The 18,122-nt window shown below is 48.0% G+C and carries 15 protein-coding genes; 8 read left to right on the top strand and 7 right to left on the bottom strand.

Annotated elements, in window-relative coordinates; translation table 11 throughout:
- Positions 1-438: 438 nt before the first annotated feature.
- The 5 genes from add to FC61_RS08975 all read left to right on the top strand — a co-directional run bounded on the left by add (position 439) and on the right by FC61_RS08975 (position 6,196).
- Entirely contained in the window at positions 439-1,482 is a 1,044-nt protein-coding gene (gene add, locus FC61_RS08995; RefSeq protein ID WP_035463960.1) for an adenosine deaminase, read from the top strand.
- Positions 1,483-1,605: 123 nt separating this feature from the next.
- On the top strand, positions 1,606-2,430 hold the full coding sequence (locus FC61_RS08990) for a phage integrase N-terminal SAM-like domain-containing protein (RefSeq protein ID WP_021740843.1): 825 nt from the start codon (positions 1,606-1,608) through the stop codon (positions 2,428-2,430).
- Positions 2,431-2,483: 53 nt separating this feature from the next.
- Positions 2,484-3,332: a polysaccharide deacetylase family protein gene (locus FC61_RS08985; RefSeq protein ID WP_035463963.1), complete on the top strand. Its 849-nt coding sequence runs from the start codon at positions 2,484-2,486 to the stop codon at positions 3,330-3,332.
- A gap of 549 nt (positions 3,333-3,881) precedes the next feature.
- Positions 3,882-4,253 (top strand): cupredoxin domain-containing protein, encoded by a 372-nt coding sequence (locus tag FC61_RS08980; RefSeq protein ID WP_011667068.1) that lies wholly within the window; start codon positions 3,882-3,884, stop codon positions 4,251-4,253.
- A gap of 17 nt (positions 4,254-4,270) precedes the next feature.
- Positions 4,271-6,196 carry a copper-translocating P-type ATPase gene (locus tag FC61_RS08975; RefSeq protein WP_035463966.1) on the top strand — a complete coding sequence of 642 codons (1,926 nt, stop codon included), beginning with the start codon at positions 4,271-4,273 and terminating at the stop codon, positions 6,194-6,196.
- Positions 6,197-6,298: 102 nt separating this feature from the next.
- On the opposite strand, the gene FC61_RS08970 is transcribed toward FC61_RS08975, so the two are convergent.
- Positions 6,299-7,144: an aldo/keto reductase gene (locus FC61_RS08970; protein WP_021740847.1), complete on the bottom strand. Its 846-nt coding sequence runs from the start codon at positions 7,142-7,144 to the stop codon at positions 6,299-6,301.
- A 123-nt stretch (positions 7,145-7,267) separates the two neighbouring features.
- Positions 7,268-8,533 (bottom strand): D-alanyl-D-alanine carboxypeptidase family protein, encoded by a 1,266-nt coding sequence (locus FC61_RS08965; RefSeq protein ID WP_233995623.1) that lies wholly within the window; start codon positions 8,531-8,533, stop codon positions 7,268-7,270.
- Between the two features lie 248 nt (positions 8,534-8,781).
- Between FC61_RS08965 and FC61_RS08960 the strand changes: the two genes are divergently transcribed.
- Both FC61_RS08960 and FC61_RS08955 read left to right on the top strand, forming a co-directional pair.
- The gene (locus FC61_RS08960; protein ID WP_011667064.1) at positions 8,782-9,228 is read left to right on the top strand and encodes a CopY/TcrY family copper transport repressor; all 447 of its coding nucleotides are present in this window, start codon (positions 8,782-8,784) and stop codon (positions 9,226-9,228) included.
- Positions 9,225-11,291 carry a heavy metal translocating P-type ATPase gene (locus FC61_RS08955; protein WP_021740851.1) on the top strand — a complete coding sequence of 689 codons (2,067 nt, stop codon included), beginning with the start codon at positions 9,225-9,227 and terminating at the stop codon, positions 11,289-11,291. Before FC61_RS08960 ends, FC61_RS08955 begins: the two co-directional genes overlap by 4 nt.
- Positions 11,292-11,388: 97 nt before the next feature.
- Here the strand turns inward: FC61_RS08955 and FC61_RS08950 are convergent, their stop codons facing one another.
- Positions 11,389-12,321, bottom strand: coding sequence for a DMT family transporter (locus tag FC61_RS08950; RefSeq protein WP_011667062.1), 933 nt, complete (start codon positions 12,319-12,321; stop codon positions 11,389-11,391).
- A 276-nt stretch (positions 12,322-12,597) separates the two neighbouring features.
- Positions 12,598-13,245, bottom strand: coding sequence for a FusB/FusC family EF-G-binding protein (locus FC61_RS08945; protein WP_021740853.1), 648 nt, complete (start codon positions 13,243-13,245; stop codon positions 12,598-12,600).
- Positions 13,246-13,535: 290 nt separating this feature from the next.
- Between FC61_RS08945 and FC61_RS08940 the strand changes: the two genes are divergently transcribed.
- The gene (locus FC61_RS08940) at positions 13,536-14,111 is read left to right on the top strand and encodes a sugar O-acetyltransferase (protein WP_021740854.1); all 576 of its coding nucleotides are present in this window, start codon (positions 13,536-13,538) and stop codon (positions 14,109-14,111) included.
- A gap of 199 nt (positions 14,112-14,310) precedes the next feature.
- Here FC61_RS08940 and FC61_RS08935 read toward each other — a convergent pair whose 3' ends face one another.
- The 3 genes from FC61_RS08935 to FC61_RS08925 form a co-directional block, all read right to left on the bottom strand.
- Positions 14,311-15,306: a hypothetical protein gene (locus tag FC61_RS08935; protein WP_042516678.1), complete on the bottom strand. Its 996-nt coding sequence runs from the start codon at positions 15,304-15,306 to the stop codon at positions 14,311-14,313.
- A gap of 35 nt (positions 15,307-15,341) precedes the next feature.
- Positions 15,342-16,760, bottom strand: coding sequence for a C69 family dipeptidase (locus FC61_RS08930; RefSeq protein ID WP_111705400.1), 1,419 nt, complete (start codon positions 16,758-16,760; stop codon positions 15,342-15,344).
- A 213-nt stretch (positions 16,761-16,973) separates the two neighbouring features.
- On the bottom strand, positions 16,974-18,122 hold a 1,149-nt coding region (locus FC61_RS08925; RefSeq protein ID WP_155516311.1), incomplete at its 5' end, for an HAD-IC family P-type ATPase.

Here is an 18,122-nt window from a genome sequence, read left to right as displayed (position 1 = left end):
CTAAGCTTTTGGTGACACTCCCCCAAATGGTCGTTCGCCAATTTTTAAGCCGCGTTATTTATTTTAGTGTGTTCATAACCAGACTAACAACCAATCTTGTAGCACCTCATGATTTCTCTATCATAAATCACGGCTACAAATCAAACTTCTATTAAGTACCCCTATCATATAATGTTTAGTCAAGTGAAACAACGATTTTCCACTATCTTTATAAATTGTAAAATTTGCCAGTCGGTTGGGCTCACTTCCAACAATTCGGCGTTATTCACTTGTTTAGTCATAATCGCCCAATTCGGTTAGTTTGGTCAATTGCTTAACTTTAGAATGGGAAACAACGAGGTCAGCCTTAAATCCCGACAAATTATCGATCCTAGCTGGCGGTTAACCGCTTTCATGATATACTAGGAACAAGTGTTTAATCGAAGGAGGAGTTCAGTAATGTCTAGCGTTAAGCCCTTTACCCCAGAAAATGTCCGCCATTATCCCAAGGTGGAGTTACACTGCCACCTTGATGGTTCCATCTCACTTTCAGCAATCCGGCAAATGGCGGCCGTAACGAACAGCCCCCTACCAGCCGATGATGCCGACCTCCGCCAATTGGTCACGGCCCCGCTAGAAACGACTAGCCTGATTGATTACTTGCAGCGATTCCAAGTGGTTACTGACCTGATGCAAACGCCTGAACAATTGCGAATTGCTGGTTACGATATGGTTCAGACCGCGGCCGAAGATGGCCTTATTTACTTAGAGGCTCGCTTTGCCCCAGCAATTTTTACCGCACAAGGTTTAACCGTTAAAGAAGCCATCGCCGCCACACTCGATGGTTTGCATGCTGGTACTCGAGAATTCGGCATCCCAGTCAACGCAATCGTTTGTGCCATGCGCGATCAACCCCTAGCGGACTGTATCGCGGTCTTTAAGACGGCAGCCGATTTTGCCGACCAAGGCGTTGTTGGCCTAGACTTTGCTGGTGATGAAGCCAACCATCCCGCCATTGACTTGGCACCCGCAGTGAAGGCCGGGTTAGCCACTGGCCTGCCATTTACCCTTCATGCTGGAGAAGCCGGTCCCGTGGACAATGTGGCGGTCTCACTAACGCTCGGCGCGCAACGAATTGGTCATGGCGTTCATATGAGCGGCTTCCCGGCAACGATCAACCAAGCCAAACGAGCCGGTGCCACCATTGAAATGTGTCCCACCAGTAATGTCCAAACTAAAGCGGTTGTCGATTATACCGCCTTTCCGCTAGCCGAATTCCTCAGCGCCGGATTAAAAGTCACCTTAAATACGGATGATCGCACCGTTTCTGACGTCACGCTCACCAGTGAAATCATGCGGATGCACGATGAATTCGGTCTCAACTGGTCTTTACTGGAGCAGTTGACCCTCAATGCTATCGACGGTGCCTTTCTCAACGATCCGGCTAAAGAAAAACTACGTGAACGCGTGCGGGCCGCTGCAAGTACGGTGAATCAATCATAGTTAAAAAACAACAGACTGACCGCTGCTCTCATCAGTGAGGGCTAGCGGTCAGTTTTTCATTTTTAACTACCGTCTTAGATTTGCTATAATCAGGCTAAACATGCTTGAAAGTGAGGTAAACCAATGTCTGTTGATTATCCTTATCAGGATGCCTTTGATCGTCTACTCGACCAGCGTGACATGGCTACGGCCACTCATGATGAGTACACGGCAACATTAAAGGACTTTTTCCACTACTTAGAAAACTTCAATCCAACTTATCAACGTACCCATCAAGTCAATCAGTTACAAACAACCGACGTCCAGCAGTATTTAAGTATGTTGGTGACGGCTCGTCAAATTAAAAATCAAACTTACAATAAGATTCTTTCCCATCTCAACGTCTACTTCAAATTTCTCTTTTCTCATCAATGGACCCCTTATTTGCCCACACTGGACCTTAAAAGCAAGCCCAAGCAACCCGCTCAACCAATTAATTATCAATGGGTCGACAACCTTGAAACCTTTTTGCGTGATGAACGCCTCCACGTATACACCCGATTGACCCTCTTATTAATTGCCCAAGGCTATCCGGAACAGGCTTTCTTAACGCCCGGCATGACCGCTCAACTACAGCCTACTAACTGGTCGCCAGCTGCTCGTCAGTTTCTCAAGCGATTTCAGGCCTTCATTATTCCCTTGCAACAACGGTTCCAGTGCACCGATTGGTTTTTGAAACAACGCGCAGCGGCCGATCCCCATTTAACGCTACCTGGTTTGCATAAGTATTTACGACCGGATGAAGCGATTATTGGCTTTTCTTTGAGTCCCACCGTTTTATATCAAGGTTACTTAATTAACTATCTTCGGCGTAATCCCCAAAAAACTGATCAGGAGGTCATTGCCGCCCTGCATCTACCACCGGATTCGATCGATTATTATCGTCGATTGGCCCAACGTGCCGATTAATTTTCCTTTTTGAAGGTGATCCCCTTATAATGAAACTATTGGGGGACACTATCATGCAGAAAAAATTCGGGTATTTAGGTGGTTGTTTGGTACTCATCATTGCCATCATCGTGGGGGTTGGACTTCGTCAACGATCTGCCCATCAAGCAACACCAGCAACTGCCCATCGTCCGGTTACACAAACCAGTCACGTTAAAACAACTCACGTTGCCACGACTAAACCGTGGATCAAACTTAAACGACCACTTCAGTTACCAATTCTGATGTATCACAGTATCTCTAGCGGCAATAATTTACGCGTGCCCAAGCAACAGTTCGTTCAAGAACTAACGTATTTAAAACAGCATCACTACCGCACCCTCACTGCGGCCGAAGCAATTCGGGCTTTAAAGACCAATACCATTCCGCAAAAGAAAGTCGTCTGGCTAACCTTAGATGATGCGTATAAAGACAATACAAAAATTATGGCAACCCTGAAAAAGGATCATTTTCACGCGACCATCAATGTCATCACTGGCTTCACCCACAAAACCAATCATCTGTCATTGGCCCAACTTAAACAGATGAAAGCAACCGGCCTAGTTGATTTTGGTAGCCACACCGTTCATCACCTCGACCTCAATGCCTTAACAACGGCCCAGCAACGAACGGAAATAATCAGCTCCAAATCATGGCTGGATCAGCACCTCCACCAAACGACCACCCTCTTATGTTACCCCGCCGGTCGCGCCAACGCGGCTACTCATAAATTAGCTAAACAGGCAGGGTATCAACTGGCGTTAACAACACAAGAAGGCTTGGCAAGCTTACATGAAGGTCGTTATAATCTATCCCGGCTACGCGTAACACCGGGGATCAGTACGGCCACCTTTGCGACGTTGATTAACGTTCATCATTCATAAGCTTCCTAATGACCCCGACGACTGTTCGGGGCTTTTTGGTAGCCGCTGTTTATTTCAACATAAAAATGTAAGCGGTGTCTATTGCGGAATGACGCGGTTCAGCGTACAATAGAGGTAGTTAAACCATACACAAGGAGGTCTTTTCCATGGGGAGCATAGTAACGTTAGTGACTTGGTCAGCAATGATCGTGTTAATTGGTGCGGAAATCATTCGGGGGATCTTTATGTTTCGGGGTTAAGTTCAGTCATAAATAATAATAAATCGTCGCGATCCATTCAGCAGGTATTGAAGCTGAACGGATCGCTTTTTAATTACCCCTTCACTGAAGATAAGCAACCAATCAGCCACCTGGCTTCAGAATTTTATCGTTGACAGATGTAAACGATGGCGATATACTAATTTCGTTAATTGGGATTACATTTGTAAACAAAGGCTTGGTTTAGTCGTTTAGCGATTCGACCGAATTAAGTCATTAGGTGATCACCACCATTTTTAGTGTCACTTACCGTATTCCTCATACTTATCTAGACTGAAAGGACTGGTTTATCATGCTCAAACTAACTGTACTCATTGTTGGTCTCTTAATTATTGGTTTTATTCTTTGGTGGTTCTTTGGTCCCCACCACGCCACTACCGTCACTGCCGCCACCCATGGGCAAACCCAAAATATCGATATTGAAGTCAATGGTGGCTACTCACCCGAAAATATCGTGCTCAAACAAGGTATCCCGGCAACGCTAAGTTTTGTTCGTCAAGACGCGTCCAGTTGTTTGGACCACGTCGTCTTCGCCGATTTTGGCATTAACCAAGAACTTCCACGTCATCAAAAGGAAGTCATTCACATTGATACTAGTAAGCCTGGTAACTTCCAATGGGCTTGTGGTATGGATATGTTCCACGGTAACTTAACGATCAAATAAAAAGGAGTTGGCCACGCTTGTCAATCACTAAACGTTTTTGGATTTCATTCATTTTCTCCTTGCCAATGTTGGCTGGTATGATTTTAATGCCATTCGGCTGGATGCTGCCAGGCGGGGCTTGGACCCAACTTGGGTTAACCACTGTCATCATGCTACTATCGGCCGGCCCCTTTATTCAAAGCGCTTGGGCCTCGTTCACCAAGCACCACGCTAACATGGATACACTAGTCGCTATTGGAACGGCAACGGCCTACTTTTACAGTATCTATGCGATGGTGACCCACCAAGCCGTCTTTTTTGAAAGTGCTGCTTTTGTCACAACGTTTGTTCTCCTCGGACAAGTCTTTGAGGAAAAAATGCGGCACAATGCCTCTAATGCCGTTGAAAAACTGGTTAATTTGCAAGCCAAAGACGCTGAGGTACGCCGTGGCGATCACTTTGTCAAAGTACCCCTCGCTGCTGTCAAATTAGGTGACACCATTCGCGTGAAACCCGGCCAAAAGATCCCGGTTGATGGGACGATCGTTAAGGGTAGCTCCAGCGTTGACGAATCAATGGTGACGGGGGAAAGTATGCCCGTTACCAAAACGGTAACCGATCCTGTCATCGGCTCGACACTAAACAACACCGGTACCTTTTGGTTTAAGGCCGATAAAATTGGGGATCAAACCCTACTATCGCAAATTGTCGACCTGGTAAAAAAGGCCCAAAATAGTCACGCCCCTATTCAAAAATTAACGGATAAGGTCTCCGACATTTTTGTGCCGGTTGTCTTGATTCTGGCAATTGCCACGTTCCTCGCCTGGTACGTTCTGTTGAATGCCAGCCTCGCTAATGCACTGATCTTTGCGGTCTCCGTTGTCGTTATTGCCTGCCCATGTGCGCTGGGTTTAGCGACGCCCACGGCCTTAATGGTTGGCACGGGACGCGGCGCTAAAATGGGGATTCTTATCAAAAATGGGGAGGTTCTGGAAGCCGTTAACGACGTTCAGACCGTTGTTTTTGACAAGACAGGCACACTCACTGTCGGCAAGCCCCAAGTCACCGATATCATTGGGGATTCAAAGCAGGTCCTTCAAATTGCTGCTAGTCTAGAGGACTCATCAGAACACCCATTGGCAGCAGCAATTTTAGCTAAGGCTAAAGCTGACAACATCTCCACGCTTCCGGTTGAGAACTTCACTGCGATTGAGGGTAAGGGAGTTGCCGCAACCATTAGTGGTCAACAAGGAGTCGTGGGTAACCAGAAACTCTTAGGCGATCTGACCTTTGACAAGCAGTTACAACAACAGGAAACCCGGCTGCAAAACGAGGCCAAAACCGTGGTATTTGTGGGTCTGGATGACCGCATTATCGGGTTGATCGCCATTCAAGATGCCCCTAAACCAACCTCAAAAGAGGCCATTGCAGCCTTACGTGCACGTGGTCTAAGAACCGTCATGCTAACAGGAGATAATCAACGGGTAGCCCAGGCTGTCGCGCAACAAATTGGGATTGATGAAGTGATTGCCGATGTCTTACCAGGCGATAAGGCCGCCCAGATTAAGCAATTCCAACATGATGGCAAAGTGGCCTTTGTCGGTGATGGTATCAACGATGCGCCAGCACTGACGACAGCCGACGTCGGTATTGCAATGGGGTCCGGCACAGATATTGCCATTGATTCTGGTGGCATTGTCTTAGTCAAAAACGACTTACGTGACGTCGATAAGGCCTTGGCGTTGAGCCAAAAAACGTTTAGTCGTATTAAACTAAACCTCTTCTGGGCCTTCATCTATAACGTCCTTGGTATTCCCGTGGCGGCAGGTGTCTTCTTCGCGATTGGCTTATCACTCAGTCCTGAACTGGCTGGTCTAGCAATGGCATTTAGCTCCTTATCCGTCGTGGCAAGCTCCGTCTTGTTAAATCGATCTAAGCTCACGACCACTATCAGTGGTGCTTAATAAACGAAGACCCCCCGCAGTTACTGGCGATGATGCCCAGTAACTGCGGGGGGTCTTTTTTTATCACTTTATGCGGTTTGCTTAAAATTTAGGCAATCTTAGTTAATCACCGACTGGATGCCAACCGTTATTATCAGTCAGGCGATTTAAGAACGCCATATCCTGTTCATTAATCGTAAAGTCCAACTGCGCATTAGCTTGTACATGAGCCATTGACCGGGCCTTAGGGAGTGGTGCCACCCCATTTTGAATGACAAACCGTAACGCTAATTGTGGAATCGAGACCCCATAGTTACCAGCTACCCGTTCTAGCTCTGGACTATCCACCAAACCACCCGTTGCCAAGGGTGAATAAGCTTGAACGACAATCTCATTTGCCGTTGCTGTATCGACAATTGAGGCCTGAGTGTGACCGACATAGTATTGAATTTGATCAACAGCGGGCTTAACCGTTAAGCCATCCCAGGTCAGCAAATTGTTGAGGTCATGGGAATTAAAGTTAGACACCCCAATTGCTTTAGCTCGACCGCTCTGATAAATCGTCTGCATCGCACGCCAAACCTCACGATTTTCAGCATCATGGTTGGAACCCATTTGGGCCCACGGCCACGGCGCATGAATAATGTAAGAATCAACATAGTCTAAGTCTAACGCAGCTAAGCTACTTTCGAAATCGGCTAACGTTTCATCATAAGTCTTGGATTCAGCGGGTAATTTTGTCTGAATAAAGAGGTCTTCTCGGGCGACATCACTGTCACGAATTGCCTCACCAACGCTCGCTTCATTGCGATAAGCCTTCGCCGTATCAATAAATCGATAGCCAGCTGTTAGTGCGCGACTAACCGCTTCATAGGTTTCTTGACCCGGCTTCGTTTGCCACGTCCCAAAACCAACCTTGGGCATCTCTAGACCATTGTTCAACGCAAAGGTTTCTGTAATTGTTGTCATCCAAAAGTCCTCCTTTAATCGTTCATAATGCCATCTTACCCCCTTCGTCCCACACGAAGGCAACTCAAAACATCTACTTATCAAAAAAGGACTGGTTATTTCCAGTCCCTGAGTCCTTGTAGATTAGGTCGTAAAAATCTGGGCCATCGGTTTAACCAAGGCCGTTAATAACGGATCGGTCTGATCAGTTTGTTGAAACACGACCCGATCAGCAAATAATGTGGCTGTTTGAGCCGCTTGATACGTGATTTGTTGCTGCACACCGGCTTGCCGGTCGGTGACGGTCGCTTGCGCAACAGGATCGCCCGCCGATACCACTCCCCGACGTAGTTGTTGTGCAGTTAATCGGGTTTGCACCGCTGTGGTCAAGCCACCAGCTTGCGTCCGATACCACACCCCCGCCTGCTGGGAAGTTGGTGCCGCAGTGACGGTCGTTGCCAAACCATTGCCTAGCTGAATCTGCCGACTGGTTAGCGCGGTAGTCTCCAATCGATAGCTCTGTTTGAGTTGTTTAATTAACTTGTTCATTGCTGAGAAAGTTGTGTCACCACCCAGAATGGTGGCAATCATCCGCTGCCCATTCACGGTATAGGTCGCCGTAAAACATAACTTCGCATTCTCAGTATAGCCAGTCTTCAGCCCATCAATGTGACTCGCCTTTTTGTACTGTGATTTACCGGGCAAACAACTATTCTCATTATAAATTTTGGTGCCATTAATAGTGGCCTGCGTCTTGCTAGCAACCGCTGTTATCGTTGGGTCAGCAGCCAGTAAGTGTTGGGCCACCACGGTGATGGCTTTCGCAGAGACCAAGTTCTCTTCCTTTTTTCCAGTTCCAGCTAATACCAAATGATAATCCTTCAAATCCGTATTATCCAGGCCCGATGAACTGATAAAATGGGCATCGATTCCCCAGTCTCGACTCTGTTGATTCATTAACTGAATAAATTTTGCATTACTTCCGGCAACGTACTCGCCTAGAGCCGTAGCCGCGCTATTGGACGATGCAATCATCGCCGCCGCTACTAACTGACGGACCGTAAAGCTTTCACCCTTTTTCATCCGCAATGACGAATACGTATAGCTATGACTGAGCTTTAACAAGTCTTGACTCATGGGCACGTTATCCGTCCATTTAATTTGCCCATCATTAATGGCCTTCACTGTTAAGTAAACGGTCAGCAACTTGGACAGCGAGGCAATCGGATACTTTTTATTGGCATTTTGTTGGTAAAGTACCTGACCGCTCTGCGCATCCATGACGTAGGCCGCCCGCGCAGCCACCTTAGATACCGTCTTGGTTGCCGCAGCACTAGCGGTTGGTCCACCACCAAGTAGGCTACCGATAAGGCCCAGTACAGCCCCCCACCGTAACCAGCGTTTTAACATCTTCACGTGTTAAACGCCCCTTTCCGTAACACAATTTTTTTAATCGTTTATCTTTTCTTGATTGACGTAACTCGTATTATACAAAAATAATCTTTAAAAAGGCATAGTGCTAAACTATTTTTGCCGAAACTTTAATTTATTATTAGCACATTTGTAAAAAAGTCTCTTCCTTGACACATCATGACTACAGATGTAGACTCAAGTCAGTTATTAAAGATTACATTTGTAGTCTAAGGGGGGAGTCACTTATGTCAAATACAACATTAACCGTCTCCATTTCCGACGCCGAATGGCGGGTCATGCGGATTGTGTGGACGTTAAATCAGGCCGATAGTCATACCATCATTGAACTTCTTGAGCGCCAACACGACTGGAAAGCCCCGACGATTAAGACCTTAATTGGACGTCTGGTCAAAAAAGGCGCCTTGGCAACCACCAAACAAGGCCGTCAATATATCTACACACCACTTATCGATGAACAAACGGCCATGGACACGGCCCTACAAACCGAGCTTGATCAGATGTGTGCGATGCACCGCGGCAAAGCTTTGACCCACGTATTAGAACAAACTGAACTGAGTCAAACGGATATTCAACAGTTAATTGGGACACTAACCCAGAAGCTACCGCAGGCGCCTCAAATGGTCGACTGTGACTGTTTACCAGCAGATTGTGAAGGGAGCTGTGAATCATGAAAGAACACGAAATGATGACCCACGATCACATGGACCAAATGGATATGGCTCATGGCGATCACATGAATATGAACGATATGGACATGGGCGATGGCCATATGATGCACATGGGCAACTTAAAGCGTAAGTTCTGGGTTTCCCTGATTCTGACCATCCCCATTATTCTCATGTCACCAATGATGGGTGTCACCCTGCCCTTCCAGTTAACCTTTCCCGGTAGTGATTGGGTCGTCGCCATCTTAGGCACGATTCTCTTCATTTATGGTGGTGCCCCCTTCTTCAGCGGTGCCAAGGCCGAACTCCAAATGAAGCAACCGGCAATGATGACGCTCATCACGATGGGCGTTGGTGTGGCTTACATCTACAGTATTTATGCCGTCATCGCTAACGACTTATTCCATGTCACCCCGATGGTCAACAATTTCTTCTGGGAACTTTCCACTTTAATTGTCATCATGCTATTAGGACACTGGATTGAAATGAACACCGTCATGAATGCCGGGTCAGCCGTGGATGCCTTAGGCAAGCTACTCCCACAAACTGCCCACGTCGTTGATGACGCTGGCACCACCCACGACGTTTCCCTAAATGACCTACAAGTTGGCCAGACAGTGGTTGTTCGTGCTGGTGAGCAAATTCCCGCGGATGCGACGATTGTAACTGGGACCTCCGCAGTTAATGAATCCCTAGTCACTGGTGAAGCCGCTGCCGTCAAAAAGGTTACGGGCGACCAAGTCATCGGCGGTTCCGTGAATGGCACCGGAACATTTACGGCTAAAGTCACCGGAACTGGTGATTCCGGTTATCTCGCTCAAGTCATGGACTTGATCCAAAATGCCAAGAATGCAAAGTCAACCTCAGAAAATTTGGCTGATCGCGTGGCTGGTTGGTTGTTCTACGCCGCTTTATTCGTTGGTATTCTGGCTTTCCTCATTTGGTTAACGGTGGCCAACCTAGCCGTGGCACTTCCCGTAGCGGTAGCCGTCTTCGTCATCGCCTGCCCGCATGCATTGGGCTTGGCTGTCCCATTAGTTGTCGCACGGAGTACAGCACTAGCCGCTCAAAATGGCTTACTCATCCGTAATCGCAATGCCATGGAAGATGTCAAACACTTAAAGTTTGCGCTGATGGATAAAACGGGAACTTTGACTATGGGGCATTTTCAAGTGAACCATTTGATTAGCTTAGACCAAGACTACAGTGAAGAAACCATTTTACGCTTACTAGCTAGCCTGGAAAGCGGCTCTAGTCATCCACTAGCAACCGGGATTCTTAGCGCTGCTAAGGCACAACAAATTACCTACACAGCCGCTACTGACACGCATCAAGAAACTGGGATGGGCCAGTTTGGTACCATCGATGGCGTCACTTATGGTGTCGTTGCCGTTTCCTATTTGGAGCAACACCACTTAACTTACGATCAAGCCCAATTCAAGACCTTAGCCGCTGAAGGCAATTCACTCAGCTATCTCGTCACAGGTGACCGGGTCTTAGGGTTAGTCGCTGAAGGTGATCAGATCAAACCAAACGCCCAGCACCTCGTCAGTGAATTAAAGCGCCAAGGGATTACCCCCGTTATGCTGACGGGTGATAATCAAGAAACGGCGAATAAGGTCGCCCACGCTGTTGGGATTGAGGATGTACAAGCTCGCTTATTGCCAGAAGACAAGGAACGTCTCGTTCAACAGTACCAAGCCTCTGGTAAAGTCCTCTTTATCGGCGATGGGGTCAACGATGCCCCAAGTTTGGCCCGAGCAGATATCGGGATGGCAATTGGCTCTGGTACCGATGTCGCGATTGAATCGGCGGACATTATCTTGGTCGCCAGTGATCCAGCCGACGTCATTCAATTCCTAGACTTAGCGCGCGCGACGACACGGAAGATGACCGAAAACCTCTGGTGGGGGGCTGGCTACAACTTAATCGCGATTCCACTGGCAGCTGGAATCTTGGCCCCCATTGGTTTCATGCTTGATCCCATGGTCGGTGCCGTCATCATGTCACTTAGCACCGTGATTGTGGCAATTAACGCGATGACCTTAAAACTCAAACCTGTCAAATGACACGGTAACTGTCTACCAGATAGTTTACCTGCACTATAAAAAAAGATCGGTCCACTCAGCTGTTTAAGTCCTGAGTAGACCGATCTTTTGGGTTTTGCTAAGTTTCTGCGCGTCGACGGCGGAAAAAGTTCATCATCTTACGACCGTTCAAGGATAAGACCATGACGGCTAAAATAATTAAAGCACCACCAACTAAATCGAAAGTTGTCAGTTGCACATTTAAAAAGATGACCGAGAACACCGTCGCCGATAAGGGTTCAAAAGCATCTAATAGACTCGCCGTTGTTGGTAAGATATAACCTAAGGCGTGGGCAAACATTAAGAATGGAATGACCGTCCCAAAGATAATAATCAGTAAAACCAGCCCCCATTCAGCCGCGGTTAGCGTGACATGTACTCGCCACAACGGGCCAAAGACATTTAAGCAAATCCCGGCCACGAACAAGCCCCAACCGGTTACCGCCATAGCCCCAAATTTAGGTAACAAGGGGCGTGGGATCAAGGTGTTCGTCGCCACCCCGATTGCCGATAGACCGCCCCAGATGAGCACCACTGGTGAAATCGCTAGGCTAGTCAAGTGTCCATGCGTCACAATCAACAAGGTCCCCACGAAGGCCATCACCATCCCAATGCCTTCGGGACGAGTCGGCGTCATGTGCTTAAACAGGAAATAATAAATACTAATGATAAAGGGGCCTAAGAACTGAATGATTGTCGCAATGGGCGCGTTACCAAACTTCACCGCTTCAAAGTAACATAGCTGAACTGGGACCAGTCCCAGTAGACCGTAGCTAATGACACGTAGTCCGGTGGCTCTTTGCCGCCAAATTTGAAATGGCTGGGCGTGAATTAGTTGACCCCAAATCAACAGAATGGCCCCAGCGCTAATCATTCGAATCTGGGTCAGCCACAGAGCGGTCACGTGATGATTTAACGTAAACAACGTGCTCGCAGCAACCCCAGAAATCCCCCACAACATGCAGGCAATGCTCGCCAATAGCACGCCTCGTAAATGGTGTTGGCGGGTCATTGACACCACTTCCCATCAATCCTTAACTTCATTAACATGTCAATCCCTCTTACTCATCAAATTTCACAAAGTACTAACCATTATAGCAGATAATGACCGGCAATCTAGGCCCCTTTGTCCAATTTTTTTCGAATTTAATTGCTAAAGCGGTTTCTTTTTAATGGCTAGTTAATCGCGTCTGGTCGCCGGTTTGAACCATCGGAACTAATCTTGCATCGGCCTTTCCATAAATAAAAAGAGCCCGACTAAAATCGTCGCGCTCAGTGGATTATTCAGTTAACGTTGCGGCCGGACGACCGCTAAGAAGTCCTGTAGGGCTTGTGGATCAGTCAATTGCCGATTGCATTGTGCACTATCACGACAAATATAATTGCCGTTGCGCGTATATGTCCCGAGTCCAGAGGTCTTCGTCGTTGAGACAAACAACGACACGTTACCAATCGTCTGACAGATCGCGCAAACCCCTTTGACGGTTTGTGGTGCCAGATCACCGCGGATACCGATAAACCGCTCGTGGTCTGGTATAACCAGGTATTTCTTCTGACTGCCCCCATCGTTCCAACCAAGATAGGTTAATTCATGCAGATTCAAACTGGCCCACGCTGGTTGTTTTAGCTTTTTCACCTTGCGGAACAGCTTTCCCAGTTGTTTGGTACTGAACTGCGGAAAGGGAATCACAGCGGGTTCTAGTAACGGTAACAACTTCGCCGCTTCCTTACGACTGAGGCGATCCGGCTGTAACCCAGCCAGAAATGCTTGCGTTAAGGGGGCGCCCTCCGGTAAGAATGGTGTCACATAGGCAATTGTCTCAGCCCGAATAATCGATCGCATATGGCGATCATTGACGGCTAAATAGGCACTTACCAAGGCGTTAACGTGTTGTTTGATGTCACTATACTCATAGGCAGTAATTGTTGGTTCCATGATATTAAATTCCTTTCAGATTGACAAACCTGACACTTCTCTGAAAGGGTCTCGCAGAAAAGTGTCGCTAACTAGCAGCACTTTTCCGTACGAATAACGATGCCATCATCGTTGATCATCTCCTTAATTTTAGCCTAATTTGGCTAAAGCGGCTGTAAGTATACCGAACTTCATCCCAAATAGCAACCGGCCAAAAATTAACGAACCAATTTTCGATCCCTATATTTATCCGTATAAATATTCTGCAAACTATGCTACAATAAACAAAACAACGCTGGAGGCGGTTTCATTTGAAAACAGAAAAAGAAAAATTTCTTGCGGGCGAACCTTATAACATCATGGATCCCGAGTTAGCTGCTGAGGAGACCAAAGCCCGTCGTTTATGCAAGATTATCAATGAACTGGACGACACCGCCGCTGCTGAAAAGGACCACACCATCCGCCAGCTCTTTGGCTCTGTTGGTAAAAGCCCATGGATTCAACCCAATTTCCGTTGCGATTTTGGCTATAACATTCACGTTGGCGATAACTTTATGTGTAATTATGACAATGTCATCTTAGATATTGCACCAGTGACCATTGGTAATCACTGTATGTTGGCGCCCCACGTACAAATCTATGCGGCCTATCACCCGCTGGACCCCCGCGGTCGCGACAAGTTCATTGGCCTAGGTAAGCCGGTAACCTTAGGCGATTCCGTTTGGGTCGGTGGCGGATCGGTCATTTTGCCCGGCGTGACTTTAGGTAACAATGTGGTGGTTGGTGCCAACTCGACCGTCACCAAATCCTTTGGCGATAACGTCGTCATTGCTGGTAACCCTGCCCGAGTCATCCGCCAAAACATCCCCACTGATTCAACCAAATAAAAAACGAACCTGAGTATTCTCAGATTCGTTTTTTATTTACGCTCGGTTGGGACTTCTTTGATGGTAGACGTCCCACAGCTTCCCGTTTTATAACTGAGCCACACGGCCACTACCGCGTGGCTCACTGGTAGTGTAGCGCATCCCTTAGCTGATCACTAACCAGATCTTTTAGTTAACTTAGTCAGTAAACGAAGTTAGTTTAGGCGATCCAGCCACCGGTTCCGAGAATCGTTACGGCGCCAGTTTGCGCTACTTTGACGCGATAGGTATACCCATGAATATCAAAATCTGCACGGGCGGTAAAGCTAAAGATAGGCGCGGTTTGCTTAACCTTCGCAGTCTTAACAACTTTCCCCGTTGCCGACCGCGTGGTGGCGATCACCGCCCGCCCAGTAACAAAGTCAGACGTCACCGTTGTACTATCTTGGCGAAGCAAGACAACCCGTTGTACCACCCCGGCCGCCATCGCCACACCCACCTTGACGTGGGCTGCCGCATCAACTGTCGTGGTCGTGGCAGTGATCCCTGTTAACTGCCGATTCACCTCACGCTGCAATAAGTTGGGGTAAGTGCCCTTAATCACCACATTGGCTGGTAGCCAACCAATCCCTTTGCCATTTGCCGTGGTGAGATACAGATAATGTTTCTGACGGGTTGTCGTCAACGACTCGGTCGCATACAACGTTCGGTAACCATAAGTCGTGCCGTAATGAACGGCAGCCGTCGTCCCGATCGTTCGCGCCGGCATATCCCAATAATCATGGTCGGTCGTTGGCGTCCAGTAGGCCGTTTTCTTAATGGCTTTTAACTGCCGAATCACTGAGTGACTGCGTAATTGTCGCAAGGCCACGTATCCTCCCGCCAACTGATTGCGCTTAGCAGGCAGTGGGGCAACCGTGCCGTGATGCAACGGTTGGGCACTGACTGCCGCCAAACGCACGTAGCGTTTGCCATTAACCGTCACGACCTTATCAACCGTCCACTGCTTTTTCGTGCTCTTATTAACGCCCAGCACCTTGCTACGGGCATACGCCGCTCGCGGATAGCTGTACACCTTAGTCCGCCGGGTCTTAAACGTAAATAGGCGTTGCCGCGGATACTTGGGTAAGACAGTCCGCTTAGCCGCCTGAGCCGTTGTCGTTCCCCATAAACTTAGACTTAGACCGGCTAAGAATGCTAACTTCATCCATTTCATGTTGGTTCTCCCCCCTTATGTCCCCCCGGACTAATTTATAAGTTTTGCCCCTTTTCCCAAGCCGTCTTTGATAATAACAGGCCATGCTTGACAATCGTGTCAAATAACTCCCGCGTGCGTTTAGAAATCTCACCAGCAGTGATCTGATTACTTTGCGTGAGGAAGGCAGATACGTTACCACTAACCGCCGCATCCGTTGCCGCTACGCGCGACCGCGCATATGACTGGCACCCATCACGAAAGGCGTTAACAGCCTCAACATAGTCGTGGAAATGGGGTTCAATCAACACGGATAACGTCTTATTTAACCAATAAACATTGGCCACATCAACTGCCGCTGTCGTGCTTTGATAGTCAGCTGGCGTGTCTGTAATGTTGGTAAAGAATGGCACATATGGCGCGTAGGCAAAGAAGCCCATCGCAATCCACTGAATTGCCGCATGATCGGCGGGAACGTCATTTCTAATTTGAAGAATCGACGAACATTGGTTACGATCCATAGCAATCGGCCGGTACTTACGCTGATCGGCTGCTGACCCTGAGGCATAAGTACCAAAGGGATCATAGGGCGTCCCGTTGTAGTGGGATGACAAGAAGAATTGCACGTCTTCAATCGCCAGTTTCTTGGCTGGCTTTCTGGTAAACGGCATGTCTTGATCCGTTGGTTGTTGATCGGTGATTTCCGGATTGAATAGCTTCTGACCATACCAAGTCCGCGGCGTATTGTAGTAGGCATCGTCTTCACCATGTGTCCCAAAAATTTCCCGGAAATTAAACGTGTCCGGTGTCGGATTCAAGTGGTGTTGCGCAACAAAGTCCACTAGATCACTGGCAACTAAGAAATTATCAGTGTCTTGCAAATCCACCGTTTGCATCAGCGTTTGGTTCGGCGCAATGGCATAAGTATCTTCTGGTAGCCGCATAGCCGCCCAATGGTGCCCACCGGCTGTTTCTAAGTACCACACATCATTTTGATCGTTAAACGCAATGCTGTTACTTTCGCCTGTCCCGTATTTTTCAATCAGAGCGCCTAATCGTGCGGCGCCTTCCTTGGCACTTTTAATGTAAGGTAGGACTAGCGTAATCATGGCTTCTTCGTTAATGCCATCGTCCACCAAGGGGTCATAGCCCAAGACGCGGGCATTCGTTGCCGTGGTCTCAGTGGCACTCATCCCAACGTTTAGCTCGTTAATCCCGGCCTCTTCGTACTGACCATCGCTTTGGTCGGCCTGCGGGGTACCCGTATAGCGGTACGCGTGATCGGGTAAGGGCACTTCCACCCCCGTTACGGCTGACGTAAATGACGCGCCAGTTTGGTCAACGGCTGGGTGCATCACAAATTTAATGGGGTTAATTGGCCCATAGCCATCCTCGTTACGTGCTACAATCGTGGAACCGTCCATACTGGCGGCTTTACCCACTAAAATCTCGGTACAATCGGAACTTTTTTTCATCATTTGTTGTTCCGCCCCCTTTGTAAGTCCAGTATAGGAGTCTCATGGGCTAAGAGCTAGCGAAATTTGTGGGAAATGTTAATCCGTGGAAATAAATTTCTATTCCTAATAACAAAAAAAGCAGCTCCCTCAGGAATCAAATTCCAAGGGAGCTGCTGGTTATTATTTGATGACTAACGCCTGACGCTTAATACACGTCACACCCGTCAGTCATTAGAAATTACGCTGTTCTCGAGCCACCATCTTGGCATCGTAGCGGTGACGCAACCATTTGGCAATCTCGGTAACGATTAAAACAACAATCCCCGCCAAGATTGGAATCCCCCAACCGTAGTGGAAGTTCGCGCTCGTAGTGTGGAAGACACCTTGCATCGCTGGCCAGTAAATAATCACGGCCTGTAACGCAATCAACAGGGCCACAATAGCAAAGCTCATCTTATTTCTGAAGAAATACTTAGAGAATACCGGATGGTCGTTTTGTAAGTTAAACAGGTAGAAAATCTTACCAAAGATGATCACATTTAACGTCATGGTACTCCCGACCACGGTAGATAAGCCTTGCGCTGTCAGGAGGTCATAAGCCAACATCCCTAGTCCAGAGATCAATAAGGACACGTAGGTCACCTCAAACACGTCATACTTTGAGAGAATCCCTTGCGTGACGTCCCGGGGTCCCCGCTTCATAATGCCGCTTTCTGCCGGTTCAAAGATAAACGCAAACTGAATCGTCAGTGCCGATACCATGTTAATCCACAACAGTTGCGTTGGGAATAACGGCAATGATTGATCCATCAGAATACTCATCACCACAATTAGGCCTTCGGCAAAACTCGTTGGTAACAGGAAGCGAATCGTCTTACGAATATTATCAAAGACGTGTCGACCTTCTCGCACAGCACCGAGCAAGGACGTAAAGTCATCATCGGCTAACACCATATCAGCGGAGTCTTTGGCGACATCGGTTCCCCGAATCCCCATTGCTACACCAATATCCGCTTGTTTTAGGGCCGGCGCATCGTTCACCCCGTCACCAGTCATGGAAACGACGTGCCCGCGACTCTGTTGGGCCTTCACAATTCGGAGCTTATCAGCTGGCGTTGTCCGCGCGAAGACGGTATACTGGTCAATCTTTTTCGCCAGCTCATCATCACTTAGCTGTGCCAGTTCTGGCCCAGTAATCGCCTTAGCCTGTTCTGACAAATTCAACTGTTCGGCAATCGCCGCAGCTGTTTCCGGGTCATCCCCGGTAATCATTTTGACCTTGATACCGGCGTACCGCAGCTGCCGGACAGCATCGGCCACACCAGGACGGGGTGGATCAATAATCCCCGCCATGCCGGCCAAATGAAAATCTTGCCCAAT

Origin of the sequence: Levilactobacillus brevis ATCC 14869 = DSM 20054 (assembly GCF_001433855.1) — a bacterium.
Taxonomy (GTDB): Bacteria; Bacillota; Bacilli; order Lactobacillales; family Lactobacillaceae; genus Levilactobacillus; species Levilactobacillus brevis.
This window is presented reverse-complemented; position numbering and strand designations above follow the sequence as displayed.